Origin of the sequence: Salmonella sp. NW645 (assembly GCF_051703725.1) — a bacterium.
Taxonomy (GTDB): domain Bacteria; phylum Pseudomonadota; class Gammaproteobacteria; order Enterobacterales; family Enterobacteriaceae; genus Salmonella; species Salmonella enterica.
In genome coordinates this window covers 52,999-67,448 of sequence record NZ_JAMMKR010000002.1, presented here as the reverse complement: position 1 = coordinate 67,448, position 14,450 = coordinate 52,999, and the positions used below count along the sequence as shown (strand labels likewise).

Below are 14,450 nucleotides of genomic sequence, written 5' to 3'. Positions count from 1 at the left end.
TCACTCTCAAGGTGTATCTAATCGTTTAGTATTAACTGGTTCTGAAAAGGCTTTGTCCACGCCTTTCATCAAGGGAGATAACAGGTATTCCATAATGCTGTGTTTTCCGGTAATTACACTGGCGTCAACAGTCATACCTGGTTTTAACCACCGTAAATCATCTTCATTAACATCGAATGCAATAATTACTTTATAATAACGCTGAATTGTTCCTCCGGTATTTTCCTCATAGGAATCAGGGCTAATATTATCGATAGTCGCATTATACGATTTTATCTTTGGTTGGATAATTGACTGCACATCCAGCTTAACGGCTTCATCTACATATATTTGGTCACGGTATTTGGGTAGTACTTTCACATCGGCCAGCATAGTCCTTACTTTTGGTTTTATTTCAAAAAGTAAGTCCGCCGCCTGAATCACACCACCATGAGTAGTGGCACTTTTATTGATTTTATAAATTACACCGTCAACCGGTGAATAGATATCCTCCTCATTTATCTGCTTCTCTATTACTTTTAATGTAGAGTTAACAACCTCAAGTTCCTGAAGATTTTTAGAAATTATTTTAGATAAAGATAGTCGCAATTCATTATTAAGCGCCTCAATATCATTAACAACCAGCTCAATATCATCTTTTTTTAAAGTGATACTACTTTCAATATCATTAATTTCAGACTTAACTTTTATATACGCCTGTTTCTTGTTAAGAAAATTGGTATATGGGCTAATTCCTTTTTTTACCAGTGGGGAAAGAATATTTATTTCTTCGGCAAGCAATGCTAGTTCTTTTTCTTTCGAACTTAGCTTCTCTTGTAATCCGCTAATCTCAGAATCAAGAGAGGTTTTTTTTAACTCTTTAGCTCTTATCTGACTATGCACTAATTCAATATTCGCTTTTACCTCTTTATTGCTTAAAGAACGGGTGCCATCCAGGGTAATCAACCCACTCTCATTTTCTTTATCAAGAATGAAAGATATTTCGTTAACATCTTTATCCAGATACCCTTTTTGAGTTCTATACCTTTGATATTCTTTTTGCAGATCAAGGTTAACGACCTTTGCAAGGAGTTCTCCTTTTTTTACAGTATCACCCTCGGCCACATAAATATCTTGTATCGTCCCTCCTTTAGAAAGAGATATTAACTGAGCATTATCTTTAGTGGTGATAACGCCCTGACCATGAACCACTGAATTAATTTCTATAAAGTAGGTAAGGATAATAATTAAGATCGTCAAAGAAATAATTATCATCATGAGATGATCGCTTTGTCTTCTATTCATTTCATTACATTTAACTCACTTTCAGTATTTCCTTTTAAATAATCCATTAAATGAAAAATCAATGAGAGTTGCTGTAACTTTAAAATATACAGGCTATATTTGCTGTCGATCATGCTTACATATGCCTGAAATGCTTCATTACGGCTTGAAATTAAATCAAGCAAACTTTTTTGCCCTAACTGAAACTCCTGCTCATATAATTCAGTAAGCTGTAACGCGTTTGTATGTGAACGTTCCGCCACTGAGTAAGTCTCTTTTGCAGCGGCGTATCTTGAAAGTTGTGAATCAATGTTATAACGCGTTTTAATCAAAAAATCGTCAATTTGCAGCTTAGCCTGCGAGTAACTTGCCACCATTTTTCTTTCCTGGGCTGAATTTCTGAACCCATTAAAAATGTTGAAACTGACATTGATACCCGTTTTGAATTCATCTTCATAATCACTTTTTTTGGCACTACCGCTCGGGTTATTCTGTACATAGCTGGAAACGAGATCTACAGTCGGAAAATAGGATGATTTTGCGGCATTAATATCTTCGGTCGCGGCTTTTCGGGTATTGACAAGCATCTTATAGTCATCATTGTATTTCATCACCATGTCCATAATTTTTTCAGGACTTTCGACAAAGATATATTTTTTGAAGAGGTTGAATTTTTCATCGCTTTGAATCTGAACTGGTGATAAATTCAGACCAGTCATATTCTGCATTTTATACATTTCATCATCCAACATCGACTGATACATAATGCTTCTGGTATTTAATGCATCGATAGATACTTGTACTTTACGCATATCAGATTGCATCGCTACACCGGAAGATACCAGCAGCGAAAAAGTTTCCAGCATCTTTTTATAAAACTCTTTCTCAAGATTTACGCCATCAATCATTTCACGATATTTACTGATGTTGTAATAGGTTGTCACAACCTCCTGAGACACTATATTCTTTGTTTTTTCATAGTCAGTTTTACTATTATCTCTTTCGTATTCAGATTTCCTGATATTAGCCCCCCTCACTCCAAAATCCGTTATTCGGTATGATAAAGACACCTTATTTTCAACGTTTCTCTCGGTACCTGATGACTCTTTCCTGTTATTATTAAGGCCAGATGTTAGATCCAGGGTAGGATAAAGTGCTGCCCGTGAAAGATCTAAGTCACTGTTTTTCTTTTCAGTCTCATAATATGAAACAGCAACAGAGGGCTGATGCGTTAATGCGGCATTAACTAAATCTCTTAGAGGAATGACCGGAAGCTCGCTGGCGTATGTGCTTTGTGTAATAAAAGCAGTCGTCAGAAAAAACATCTTAATCTTCATTTTTTTCCTCCTTGTTTAACAAACGTTGCTTTACTATTTCCTGATGCATAGATGTTATTTTTTCCATTAATGGCATATAGGTATCACGGTAGCTAACCATTTCAGCACTAATCTCTTTAGTATTGGCAATAATCTTTTTATCAGTAGCCGATAGATCGGATAGCGCTAAATGAACATTGTTCATATCCTCATCCATTTCTTTTCTCAGCCCATCGAGAGTATGAGAAATATCGGCACTGCCAGCGGCAATATCGTTTATGGTCTTACCATGTGAAAGAGATTCCTGATAACATTTATCAACTGATACCATTATTGAATCATTCTTTTTATCTATAATATTTTGTATTGTACTCATTGCCTCCAGTCGTGCATTATTATCAGCAAGCAGGATATTACCTTCAGATAAACGAGAGGTAATTGTTATTACACCGTCAGATAATTTTTTGAGATTTTCGTTACTGCTTACCAGATAACCATCAATCAGCGTAGAAATTTGTTCCAGTTTTGCTGAGTTATCCAATAGTCGGTTTTGCAAAGTGACAAAGCTATCTGATAGCATCTCTCGTTTCTTTTCTTCATCCTGCGTCCGTAAGTTTTCAACTGTCAGGTAGTTATCAAAAAACGCTTTAAACAACTCTTTAAATTCTACAAGCGTCTCTGATTCAACCCGCAGGCTTCGCTGTTTATTATTGGATCTGTTGCTTATGATTTTTAATTTTTTGATTTCCGTAGAAACAAGGGAATAGGAGCTGCGAACAAAAACACTTTGTGAGGTCAGGAGTATGGCGCAAACAACACCATAGATAGAAGATACAAATGCGGTATTCATCCCTTTCAATGGTTCAGAAAGCGACGCTACCATTGTCACGATCATATTGAGTGTATTACTTGCATTATCACCGCCAACATCTGATGGCGAGCTCAATAAGTTCCCGATTGAACCAATCGTAATAGACAGACCCGCAAACGTCCCCAACAGGCCAACAAGCGTCGACACATTGCTACAGCTCATAATAAATGACAATCGTTGATTACGGGCGGTAGACACATTGTCATCTAATTCCATCAGCAAATTGAAATCACACTGTTTGGGTTCTCCGGAAAACAAAATCTGATTGAGGTTAGAAAGAATACTATTTTTTCTGCTGGCGTCCTGAGCTATTAATATGTCTTTTGCTGAAATATTTTTAAAAATAGTGAATAATGCACACAAAGAGCCTGTAATATAAATGGCAATAATGACTCCATTGTAAATTGCAGAAACCATAAAGTTATCAAAAACATACTCTCTTATACCGGGAAAAGATAAAGCGGAAAAAGGGAGTATGGCAAGGAAAAAACAGACAAACAAATAGCGGTAATGATTTATATATTTCACTCTGACACCTTTTTATTAATAGTCGTGATAATAGCTTTACTCGTTGTACTTGATGCTGCGGAGTTAACACTCATGTCAATAACTACATCAGGATATATCTTCTTAATCTCTTTCATTAAAATAATTCCCCGTTCATATCCCAGTCGTAAAGAGTCAGAGAAAGAGATGTCTGCCTGAGGAATAACCATTTCTATCAATAAATTACTATTGATTTTGTCTTCTAACCAAGCCTTTATTTTATGCGTGTCCTCTTCTGAAAAGCTTCTCAGCCTGCCATGATACGTAATAACAAGCTCATTTTTTGTAGATGTTATATCAATTTTCTGACCATCGGCGATATCGTATACTCCAACCTCCTTACCTGACATTGTAGTCATTCCGTCCGACACATCTTGAGTATTCACTTCCTTATTAACTATTTCATTAGGATTTGAATTGTCATTGGCTCCGCTATTTTGAGCAGTAGATTTAGTCTTATTCTCTATATTTGCTTTATAAACTTTAATTGAGTTGTCATACATAATAATCATATTATTAAGTGCAAACACCAACATAAGAAATATAAAAATGCACAATACCGTAGAGAATGTATCAACAAAACTAGGCCACGGATTACTTTCGTCTTCCATGTTGTCTCCTGATATTACATTGTGAATAAAATGTTTTTGTGGATTAGAAAGGATAAAGGATGCTCAACTTATTCAGAAAGTGAACGCTACCGCCCTTGGCTTCCTGCTACCAATACGCTTTATAGATTTCAGTTTTCCTACATCTCGTAATCAGAAAAATAAAAACAATGACGCCATTTTTATGCGCCCACAACAAAGATGAGTGCTTTAATTAAAAACACTCTTTATTTTTTAATTAGGTAGACATCAATTATTGCACTAACTATATCTTCCCCAATAATAGGTATCGCATAAGCTCTCAGCTCATAAATAAAAAATAGTCATCAGCAAATTAAAACCACTCGCCGATAAATAGATTTGTTAGCTAATCATTGAAACTCTAAATCATTTTAAGGACATATTTCTTTTTAATACGCGTTATAATCATACGTATTTAATAAATTTGCCTCCAGAGGATAAAATGAATTTTCACAATTAAAACATAGGGTCATAGGGACTTCAATATAACTTAAATCATTAAAAATATAATAAGCGGGGAGTAAAAAATCAGAATTGCGTAAAAAAATACATAAATAAAACCATTTTTTATATAAAGCCAGCTATAAGTAACAAGTTTATCTTCAGCAATTAAAAATAAAGCAAGATGAACATATCATATTTGACCTCATCACAAGCTAAAGCAAACATTTAATTAACTATTGATAATACCGACCATTCTCTAACGTTATTTTATAATATCTTTTTGTTGTCAAAAAATGGCTATAAATTATATATTTTGCAGATGAGATTTCTCTTTCATATTTAAGACAATCCGGGTTATTGCAGTACATTTATGAACTTCGGCTGGATAATGATGTGCCGAGGCGAGTCGGCCAGAGGCGATAAGCGACATTTTTCCGTAAGATATGCGCTTCTCTTTTTTGAAAGGGAGACAAAGACAATAATACTAGGTAAGAAAATGCCTGGTTTACACCAGGCATTTCAGCAGACGAGAACTATAGCGAAAATGCAAATAACGCTTTGAGTTTTTTACCAAAAATCAGAACGGAATGTCGTCGTCAAAATCCATTGGCGGTTCGTTAGACGGCGCTGGCGCGGATTGCTGTGGACGCGACTGCGCGCCGCCGCTGAACTGGTTGCCGCCCTGTGGCTGCTGAGGTTGTTGCGGTTGACCCCAACCCCCCTGCTGCTGACCGCCTGCCGGTGCGCCGCCGCCCTGACGACCACCCAGCATCTGCATCACGCCGCCGATCTGCGGAACGTTAATTTCAGTCGTATAGCGTTCCTGGCCACTCTGATCGGTCCACTTGCGGGTACGCAATTGACCTTCGATATACACCTGAGAACCTTTACGCAGATATTCGCCGGCCACTTCCGCCAGTTTGCCGAACATCACCACCCGGTGCCATTCAGTCTGCTCTTTCATTTCGCCGGTCTGCTTATCGCGCCAGGATTCAGAAGTAGCCAGCGTTAAGTTGGCGACAGCGCCGCCACTCGGCATATAGCGTACTTCCGGGTCCTGGCCCAGATTACCAACGAGAATCACCTTGTTTACGCCTCTGCTGGCCATAATTGAGTCTCCTGAATACGTTTCATAAATAGTGTAAACGCGTGAGTGTACCATTTCCACGTAGCATTTTAATAGCTGCGATGCAGGTTCCAGGTCACTCGCGCGAACCTCATATTGTTGCATACTTTAGCTGAAGATGCATTCCAATACTGTATATTCAAACAGGTTAAATTGTGTCATAATTAGCCGTTTCTGCCGTTTGTCCTTCAAACAAACCAGGCATCCGAGTCTCTACCGGGAAAGGTGAATGGATAAGATCGAAGTTCGGGGCGCCCGCACCCATAATCTCAAAAATATTAACCTCGTCATCCCACGCGACAAACTGATTGTCGTGACCGGGCTTTCGGGTTCAGGCAAATCCTCACTGGCTTTCGACACTCTGTATGCCGAAGGGCAGCGTCGTTACGTTGAATCGCTCTCCGCTTACGCGCGGCAGTTTTTGTCGCTCATGGAAAAACCGGATGTCGACCATATTGAGGGGCTATCGCCCGCGATCTCAATTGAACAGAAATCGACATCGCACAACCCGCGCTCTACGGTGGGTACTATTACCGAGATCCACGACTACCTGCGCCTGCTGTTTGCCCGCGTGGGCGAACCGCGTTGTCCGGATCATGACGTGCCGCTGGCGGCGCAAACCGTTAGCCAGATGGTCGATAACGTGCTGTCACAGCCGGAAGGCAAACGTCTGATGCTGCTGGCGCCGATTATTAAAGAGCGTAAAGGCGAACACACCAAAACGCTGGAAAATCTGGCAAGCCAGGGTTACATTCGCGCCCGTATTGACGGCGAAGTCTGCGATCTCTCCGATCCGCCGAAGCTGGAGCTGCAAAAGAAACATACCATTGAGGTGGTGATCGATCGCTTCAAAGTTCGCAACGATCTTTCCCAACGCCTGGCGGAGTCGTTCGAAACGGCGCTGGAATTATCCGGCGGCACGGCGGTTGTTGCCGATATGGACGATGAGAAAGCGGAGGAGCTTCTGTTCTCCGCCAATTTTGCCTGTCCGATTTGCGGCTACAGTATGCGCGAGCTGGAACCGCGTCTGTTCTCGTTCAACAACCCGGCAGGCGCCTGCCCGACCTGTGACGGCCTCGGCGTTCAGCAATATTTCGATCCGGACCGCGTGATCCAGAATCCCGACCTGTCGCTGGCAGGCGGCGCGATTCGTGGTTGGGATCGTCGCAATTTTTACTACTTTCAAATGCTCAAGTCGCTGGCGGAACACTATAAGTTCGACGTGGATGCGCCGTGGGCAAGCCTCAGCGCCAACGTACACAAAGTCGTGCTGTACGGTTCCGGCAAAGAGAACATCGAATTTAAATATATGAACGATCGCGGCGATACCTCCGTGCGCCGCCATCCGTTCGAAGGCGTGCTGCATAATATGGAGCGCCGTTATAAAGAGACGGAATCCAGCGCGGTGCGCGAAGAGCTAGCGAAATTCATCAGTAATCGCCCCTGCGCCAGCTGTGAAGGAACGCGACTGAATCGCGAAGCGCGCCATGTATTTGTGGAAAATACGCCGCTGCCTGCTATTTCCGATATGAGCATTGGCCATGCGATGGATTTTTTCACTAATCTCAAGCTTTCCGGGCAACGGGCGAAAATCGCCGAAAAAGTGCTAAAAGAGATCGGCGATCGCCTCAAGTTTCTGGTGAACGTCGGCCTGAACTATCTCACGCTCTCCCGCTCGGCAGAAACGCTTTCCGGCGGCGAAGCCCAGCGTATTCGTCTGGCGAGCCAGATAGGCGCCGGGTTAGTCGGCGTGATGTATGTGCTGGATGAACCGTCCATCGGTCTGCACCAGCGCGATAACGAACGGCTGCTGGGTACGCTGATTCATCTGCGCAATCTTGGCAATACCGTGATTGTGGTGGAACACGATGAAGACGCCATCCGTGCCGCCGACCATGTGATTGATATTGGCCCCGGCGCGGGCGTTCACGGCGGCGAGGTGGTGGCGGAAGGCCCGCTGGAAGCCATTATGGCGGTACCGGAATCGCTGACCGGCCAGTACATGAGCGGTAAACGCAAAATTGAAGTGCCGAAACAACGCGTGCCGGCAAATCCAGAAAAAGTGCTCAAACTCACCGGCGCGCGCGGCAATAACCTGAAAGATGTGACCCTTACGCTACCGGTAGGGCTGTTTACCTGTATCACCGGCGTCTCGGGTTCCGGTAAATCAACGCTGATTAACGATACGCTGTTCCCCATCGCCCAGCGTCAGTTAAACGGGGCGACTATCGCCGAACCGGCGCCGTATCGGGATATTCAGGGGCTGGAACATTTCGATAAAGTGATCGATATCGACCAGAGCCCGATCGGGCGCACCCCGCGTTCCAACCCGGCGACCTATACGGGCGTCTTTACCCCGGTTCGCGAGCTTTTTGCTGGCGTGCCGGAGTCTCGCGCGCGCGGCTATACGCCAGGGCGATTCAGCTTCAACGTGCGCGGCGGTCGCTGCGAAGCGTGCCAGGGCGATGGCGTCATTAAAGTCGAAATGCACTTTCTGCCGGATATTTACGTGCCGTGCGACCAGTGCAAAGGCAAGCGCTATAACCGGGAAACGCTGGAGATTAAGTACAAAGGCAAGACCATCCACGAAGTGCTGGATATGACCATTGAAGAAGCGCGTGAGTTCTTTGATGCGGTTCCGGCGCTGGCGCGTAAGCTGCAGACGCTGATGGACGTGGGGCTGACCTATATCCGTCTTGGTCAGTCGGCGACGACGCTTTCCGGCGGCGAGGCCCAGCGCGTGAAGCTGGCGCGCGAACTGTCGAAGCGCGGCACCGGGCAGACGCTGTATATTCTCGACGAGCCGACCACCGGCCTGCACTTTGCTGATATTCAGCAGTTGCTTGACGTTCTGCATCAGTTGCGCGATCAGGGCAACACCATCGTGGTGATCGAACACAACCTGGACGTCATTAAAACGGCGGACTGGATTGTCGACCTCGGCCCGGAAGGCGGCAGCGGCGGCGGCGAAATTCTCGTCTCCGGTACGCCGGAAACCGTGGCGGAGTGCGAGGCGTCGCATACCGCCCGCTTCCTTAAACCTATGCTCAAATAACCTTCACGCCGCTTTCCGATTCGCCGGGAAGCGGCATCATTTTTCCTCATCCCACCTCATTGTATCCGTGTTGAGCATTTGTGATTTGCGTGCCGCCTCGCTCTGACATGTGATAGCGCAAACGGTCTGTTATGGAAAACACCATGAAGTTGCCCTACGCAATCACACTACTGCTGTGCCTGTTTTTATCCGCCTGTACGCTGCCTGACCGCTTTAGCGCCGTGGCTTTTCAACAACTGACGCTATTACAAGCGCGCTCAACCCGCTTCCTGCAGGACGCGGCGCGAATACCGTGGCAAAAAGAGACACTGCTCAAGGATGACCGCGATATCCGCCAGACATTTTTTCAGGCTGAGCGGGTCGCCCGTCAAGGTGGGGATAAACATCGACTCGATAATCTGGCGCTGCTGAAAAATCACTATTTGCGTCTTTATGCGCGGGTTATGCAACGTAAGCAACCACTTACTTACATCCAGGCTGAGAGATACCAACAGCAAAATAATCAGGTCTGGAAATTAGCCATACAGGGTGAGTGTCTGCATTGGGGCGCACGCTGTACTCAGGGAGAAGAAAATGGCGTCTATTAACGAAATACATAACCTGATGACCACCGCCCGGGCCGAACATCCTGTAGCCTCCTCGGCGATTGCCGAGTTTATCCAGGCGTATAAGCAGGCAAGAGAAGACAGCGACGACGGTATACGCGAGTCCGCTGCGTTTATCGCCCGCGCGCTTCAGGAACATGCTCGCGGCTGGCTGGACGACGACGATATGATTATTCTGCTGGAAGGACAGCGGGACCTCGCCAGGCTACGCGCCAATAATGCGCAAATCGCCCTCGACAGCCGTATCCGGTCTACGGTCATCCGCCTCATTGATATCGCCCTGGCGTTGTTGGTCGGCGCGCTATAATCAGGACTGCGGCAACTGCTTGCGTTTATCTTCCGGCAGCGCATTTACCGCCTGTTGATAAGAGGCATCGACCAGATAATAGAGTTGTGAATCCGGCAGCGATCCGTCCAGATAGACCGTGCTCCAGTGCGCTTTATTAAGGTGCCGACTCGGTCGTACATCGCTGTGCTGCTGACGTAACAACTCTGCCAGTTCCGGGCTGGTTTTGAGAGAGGCTGCCGGGCGTCCTTCAACTTCTTTTACCATCGCGAAAAGTACATCTTCCACTTTAATTTGCGTCGCTTTCCAGTCGCTGTGGACGCTCTGCTCTGCGCCAGGTTTTGCCATGCAGTATTGCAGTAATTCCGAAATGGTCATTATCATTCCCCTTGTAGTGTCGCGATGATTTTACGTGGACCGCCGTGAATACGGTGCTCTCCCAACCAGATACCTTGCCATGTTCCTAACTGTAAACGCCCCTGGCGTACAGGCAGCAGCAACGAGACGCCCAATACTGACGACTTAATATGCGAAGGCATGTCATCTGCGCCTTCGTAATCATGTTCATACGCCGCATTATCGGGAACGGTTTTCAGGAAATGGCGCTCCATATCAGCGCGCACGGTGGGATCGCAGTTTTCGTTTAACGTCAGCGAGGCCGAGGTATGTAGTAACAACAGATGCAGCAAACCCGTTTCGACAGGCGGTAAGCCAGACAATTTATCGATAATTTCATCTGTTATCAGATGAAACCCGCGCGGCTTCTCGCTCAGTGTAATGGTGCGCTGATACCACATAGGCTGCTCCTTCCTAAAAACAAACGTCTCCTGAATAGTGTGCAGCAAGTCTGGAAAAGGTAAAAGCCAGCGGGGCAAGTTTGTGCAAAAATCATGCAAAAAAGGAGAGCCTGTCGCTCTCCTGATTTTTAGTACTCCGAGTTGACAATGACTTCCTCGCCAAACGCTCCTGCCTGCGGCAGCGGTTTGTAGGTGGAGTTAGCCGCGCGCAGGATGCGAATACCGCGGATACCACAATCACGAGCCGCAGTAATATCGTTATCCGAATCGCCGTAGAAGATACGCATATTCTTCTCCTGCAGCCACTGAACTTTCGTATTTTGTCCCGGTTTATCGCCGGCGAAAATCACCGGATTCATATTCGCCGCCGGAATATGGAAGTTATCCGCCAGCGTTTTCGACACGGTTTCCGTTTTCGTCTGACTACGACCAGTGACAAAGTAAATACTGTCGCCACGGCGAACATGCATATCAATGAGCTGTCGGGCCACTTCTTTTGGAATACTGAACTCATCCCAGCCGTTGTTCATTTTTTCCCAAAAGGCCGGATTTTTCAGATAATCGTCGCTGTCCGGGGAGTAGGTTTTCTTTCCGCGCCAGAATCCGGGGCTGGAAAATAACACGGTGTCGTCAATATCAAAGCCGACCGCCATCGGCGGGCGTCCGGTGAGGCTGTTTTCAATCTGGGCGACAGAGACCCAATGGACAGGCGCTTGTTCCGCGAGTTTTGCAACGTTAGTGCCCGGATTGAGCGTCGAAGGGGAAGATACTAACGCATTCGCGGAATGGTTTAGCGTAAACAACAAACAGACGGCACTCAGCGCCAGGGTTATTTTTTTCATGCTTTTCCCTTAAAATTCAGAATATTATAGTTATTAAGATGAGTCTTTGCTCAAAAAACTATCTGACCATAACGCCAGTAACGGTCAAAAGGAAGGATTATCTGCGGTTTTGTTACGAAAAAAGAGGATGATCACAACAGCTATTGTCAGGCCGGAGGGCACTGTTATCGCCGTCCGGCCTGAATATTACATGACAGCGGCAAATGCCTTCGCCACGCGGTGTACATTTGAATCATTAAGCCCGGCGACACACATGCGGCCACTGGCAATCAGGTAAACGCCAAACTCATCGCGCAACCGCTCGACCTGCTCCTCGCTTAACCCGGTATAGCTGAACATACCGCGCTGCTCTAACAAGTAATCAAAGTTGCGGTCAGGCATCTCCGCCTTCAGCTCCTTCACCAGCGTCTGGCGCATCGATATAATGCGGTTACGCATCGCGTCGACTTCCGCCAGCCAGCTCGCTTTTAACGCCTCATCGCCCAGGACCGTAGCGACCACCTGAGCGCCGAAACACGGCGGACTGGAGTAAATTCGGCGCACCGTCGCTTTTAGCTGTCCCAGAACCCGCGCGGCGATTTCGGCATCTTCACACACCACGGACAGGCCGCCGACGCGCTCGCCGTACAGCGAGAAAATCTTCGAAAAAGAATTACTGACTAACGCAGGTAACCCGGCGCTGGCAATGGCGCGAATAGCGTAAGCATCCTCGTCCATGCCTGCGCCAAAACCCTGATAGGCAATATCAAGGAACGGAATCAGATCGCGCGCTTTCACTATCTCAATCACCGCATCCCATTGCGAAGGTGTTAAATCCGCCCCGGTCGGGTTGTGACAACAGGGGTGCAGCAGCACGATACTGCGTGCAGGTAACGTATTCAGCGTGGCCAGCAGATCGTTAAAACGGATGCCGTTAGTCGCGTCGTCATACCAGGGGTAAGTACTCACTTCGAATCCTGCCCCGGCAAATATCGCAATATGGTTTTCCCAGGTGGGGTCGCTCACCCATACGCCTGCGTCGGGGAAATAACGCTTCAGGAAATCCGCGCCCACTTTCAGCGCGCCGGAACCGCCTAATGTCTGGATAGTGGCCACGCGCTGTTGCTGAAGAACCGGGTGATCGGCGCCAAAGAGCAAAGGCGCGATAGTATGGCGATAAGTATTGAGTCCTTCCATCGGCAGGTACAGCGAAGCGCCATGCGGCTGCGCGTTAAGCCGGGCTTCGGCTTCGGCCACCGTTTTGAGCTGTGGGATAATCCCGTCTTCGTTGTAATACAGGCCAATGCTCAGATTTACTTTGTCGTGACGGGAGTCGTCTTTAAAACGCTCCATCAGTGAAAGAATCGGATCGCCGGCATAGGCGTCAACTTTTTGAAACACGCGATGGTTCTCCAGGTTTACAGAGGGCAGGAAATAACACAATAAACCGGAAGGACGAGAAGATCGAGAGGATGTTGTGGTGGATGCGCATATTGCCGGATGGCGGCGTGAACGTCTTATCCGGCCTACAGCCAATGCGCGAGACAAGCCGGATAAGCGCAAGCGCCACCCGGCCTGCCGCGTATTTAATCAATATACTTCATCGCCACCCTTGAAGTCAGGCGCGTGATAAGTTCGTAAGCACTTACTTTTGTCATTTCAGCGATACGTTCAACCGGCAGACCTTCGCCCCATAAGACCACCGGATCGCCCGCGTTATCCTGCGCGTTTGGCCCCAAATCCACGCAAATCATATCCATCGCCACCCGCCCGACAATCGGGACTTCACGACCATTGACCAGCACTGGCGTACCGGAAGGCGCCGCTCGTGGGTAGCCATCGCCATAACCCATCGCCACCACGCCCAGGCGTGTGTCGCGCTCACTCACCCATGTCCCGCCGTAGCCCACTGGTTCGCCCGCTTTGTGGTCACGCACCGCGATCAAACTGGAGGTTAAGGACATCACTGGCTGAAAACCAAAATCCGGCCCCCAGGGTTTGTGCTCCAGCGGCGATACGCCATACAAAATGATGCCCGGACGCGCCCAGTCAAAGTGAGACTGCGGCCACAGCAGGATACCGCCAGACGCGGCAATAGAGCGCTGCCCGGGTTTACCCCGACAGAAGGCATTAAAAATGTCGAGCTGATGTTCGGTAGCGCCGCATTCCGGCTCATCCGCACGGGCAAAATGGCTGACAATATTCACCGGCTGGCGTACATTTTTACAGTGCGTCAGACGCTGGTAGAACGCCTCCGCCTCTTCGGGACGCACGCCGAGACGATGCATACCGGTATCCAGTTTCATCCAGACCGTTACTGGCTCCGCCAGCTCCACCGCCTCCAGGGCGGCAAGCTGCTCCTGATTATGTACGGCGGTATGCAGACATTGCGCGGAAATGGTCGGCAGATCGGCGGCGTCGAAAAAACCCTCCAGCAGCAGGATAGGCTGCGTGATCCCGCCCGCTCGCAGACGTAGAGCCTCTTCAAGACGCGCCACGCCAAAAGCGTCAGCATCAGGGAGCGTTCGCGCGGTCTCCAGAAGACCGTGTCCATAAGCGTTCGCTTTCACCACCGCAACCAGCTTACTGGCAGGCGCCAGTTCACGCAGACGTTGCAGGTTGTGTCGCAGAGCGCGGCGGTTAATGACGACTGTTGCCGCTTGCATTTGAATTCCTTGTTAACAGAATGAC

13 protein-coding genes are annotated in these 14,450 nt (G+C 47.2%); 3 read left to right on the top strand and 10 right to left on the bottom strand.

Going from position 1 to position 14,450, the window contains the following annotated elements; translation table 11 throughout:
- Window positions 1-6 precede the first annotated feature (6 nt).
- The 5 genes from siiD to ssb1 all read right to left on the bottom strand — a co-directional run bounded on the left by siiD (window position 7) and on the right by ssb1 (window position 6,177).
- A complete protein-coding gene (gene siiD / locus NA389_RS04160) occupies window positions 7-1,284 on the bottom strand; it encodes an SPI-4 type I secretion system protein SiiD (RefSeq protein WP_079917116.1) in 1,278 nt (425 codons plus the stop codon).
- Window positions 1,281-2,600 (bottom strand): SPI-4 type I secretion system protein SiiC, encoded by a 1,320-nt coding sequence (siiC, locus tag NA389_RS04155; protein WP_049793608.1) that lies wholly within the window; start codon window positions 2,598-2,600, stop codon window positions 1,281-1,283. Before siiC ends, siiD begins: the two co-directional genes overlap by 4 nt.
- A complete protein-coding gene (locus NA389_RS04150) occupies window positions 2,590-3,978 on the bottom strand; it encodes a MotA/TolQ/ExbB proton channel family protein (RefSeq protein WP_000875196.1) in 1,389 nt (462 codons plus the stop codon). Before NA389_RS04150 ends, siiC begins: the two co-directional genes overlap by 11 nt.
- Window positions 3,975-4,607: an SPI-4 type I secretion system auxiliary protein SiiA gene (gene siiA / locus NA389_RS04145; RefSeq protein WP_000389240.1), complete on the bottom strand. Its 633-nt coding sequence runs from the start codon at window positions 4,605-4,607 to the stop codon at window positions 3,975-3,977. Before siiA ends, NA389_RS04150 begins: the two co-directional genes overlap by 4 nt.
- Window positions 4,608-5,646: 1,039 nt before the next feature.
- Entirely contained in the window at window positions 5,647-6,177 is a 531-nt protein-coding gene (ssb1, locus tag NA389_RS04140) for a single-stranded DNA-binding protein SSB1 (RefSeq protein ID WP_000168322.1), read from the bottom strand.
- 247 nt (window positions 6,178-6,424) lie between these two features.
- On the opposite strand from ssb1, the gene uvrA reads away from it, so the two are divergent.
- The 3 genes from uvrA (at window position 6,425) to NA389_RS04125 (ending at window position 10,162) form a co-directional block, all read left to right on the top strand.
- Window positions 6,425-9,250, top strand: a complete 2,826-nt coding sequence (gene uvrA / locus NA389_RS04135) for an excinuclease ABC subunit UvrA (protein ID WP_000357722.1) — start codon at window positions 6,425-6,427, stop codon at window positions 9,248-9,250.
- Window positions 9,251-9,381: 131 nt separating this feature from the next.
- On the top strand, window positions 9,382-9,837 hold the full coding sequence (locus NA389_RS04130) for a hypothetical protein (RefSeq protein WP_000432213.1): 456 nt from the start codon (window positions 9,382-9,384) through the stop codon (window positions 9,835-9,837).
- On the top strand, window positions 9,824-10,162 hold the full coding sequence (locus NA389_RS04125) for a hypothetical protein (protein ID WP_000146586.1): 339 nt from the start codon (window positions 9,824-9,826) through the stop codon (window positions 10,160-10,162). Before NA389_RS04130 ends, NA389_RS04125 begins: the two co-directional genes overlap by 14 nt.
- Here NA389_RS04125 and NA389_RS04120 read toward each other — a convergent pair whose 3' ends face one another.
- From NA389_RS04120 to alr, 5 genes are all read right to left on the bottom strand, one after another.
- Window positions 10,163-10,519, bottom strand: a complete 357-nt coding sequence (locus NA389_RS04120; RefSeq protein ID WP_000155665.1) for an MmcQ/YjbR family DNA-binding protein — start codon at window positions 10,517-10,519, stop codon at window positions 10,163-10,165.
- Between the two features lie 2 nt (window positions 10,520-10,521).
- The gene (locus NA389_RS04115; RefSeq protein WP_000270392.1) at window positions 10,522-10,938 is read right to left on the bottom strand and encodes a secondary thiamine-phosphate synthase enzyme YjbQ; all 417 of its coding nucleotides are present in this window, start codon (window positions 10,936-10,938) and stop codon (window positions 10,522-10,524) included.
- 128 nt (window positions 10,939-11,066) lie between these two features.
- On the bottom strand, window positions 11,067-11,780 hold the full coding sequence (gene aphA / locus NA389_RS04110; RefSeq protein WP_000724436.1) for an acid phosphatase AphA: 714 nt from the start codon (window positions 11,778-11,780) through the stop codon (window positions 11,067-11,069).
- A 186-nt stretch (window positions 11,781-11,966) separates the two neighbouring features.
- Window positions 11,967-13,160 carry an aromatic amino acid transaminase gene (gene tyrB, locus NA389_RS04105; RefSeq protein WP_000486913.1) on the bottom strand — a complete coding sequence of 398 codons (1,194 nt, stop codon included), beginning with the start codon at window positions 13,158-13,160 and terminating at the stop codon, window positions 11,967-11,969.
- 185 nt (window positions 13,161-13,345) lie between these two features.
- Window positions 13,346-14,425, bottom strand: a complete 1,080-nt coding sequence (gene alr, locus NA389_RS04100; RefSeq protein ID WP_001147301.1) for an alanine racemase — start codon at window positions 14,423-14,425, stop codon at window positions 13,346-13,348.
- Window positions 14,426-14,450 lie beyond the last annotated feature (25 nt).

Bases quoted from the DNA above. Each gene is read 5' to 3' on its own strand.
- siiD (WP_079917116.1), bottom strand. From the start codon at position 1,284: ATGAATAGAAGACAAAGCGATCATCTCATGATGATAATTATTTCTTTG.
- siiC (WP_049793608.1), bottom strand. From the start codon at position 2,600: ATGAAGATTAAGATGTTTTTTCTGACGACTGCTTTTATTACACAAAGC.
- siiA (WP_000389240.1), bottom strand. From the start codon at position 4,607: ATGGAAGACGAAAGTAATCCGTGGCCTAGTTTTGTTGATACATTCTCT.
- ssb1 (WP_000168322.1), bottom strand. From the start codon at position 6,177: ATGGCCAGCAGAGGCGTAAACAAGGTGATTCTCGTTGGTAATCTGGGC.
- uvrA (WP_000357722.1), top strand. From the start codon at position 6,425: ATGGATAAGATCGAAGTTCGGGGCGCCCGCACCCATAATCTCAAAAAT.
- NA389_RS04130 (WP_000432213.1), top strand. From the start codon at position 9,382: ATGGAAAACACCATGAAGTTGCCCTACGCAATCACACTACTGCTGTGC.
- NA389_RS04125 (WP_000146586.1), top strand. From the start codon at position 9,824: ATGGCGTCTATTAACGAAATACATAACCTGATGACCACCGCCCGGGCC.
- NA389_RS04120 (WP_000155665.1), bottom strand. From the start codon at position 10,519: ATGACCATTTCGGAATTACTGCAATACTGCATGGCAAAACCTGGCGCA.
- NA389_RS04115 (WP_000270392.1), bottom strand. From the start codon at position 10,938: ATGTGGTATCAGCGCACCATTACACTGAGCGAGAAGCCGCGCGGGTTT.
- aphA (WP_000724436.1), bottom strand. From the start codon at position 11,780: ATGAAAAAAATAACCCTGGCGCTGAGTGCCGTCTGTTTGTTGTTTACG.
- alr (WP_001147301.1), bottom strand. From the start codon at position 14,425: ATGCAAGCGGCAACAGTCGTCATTAACCGCCGCGCTCTGCGACACAAC.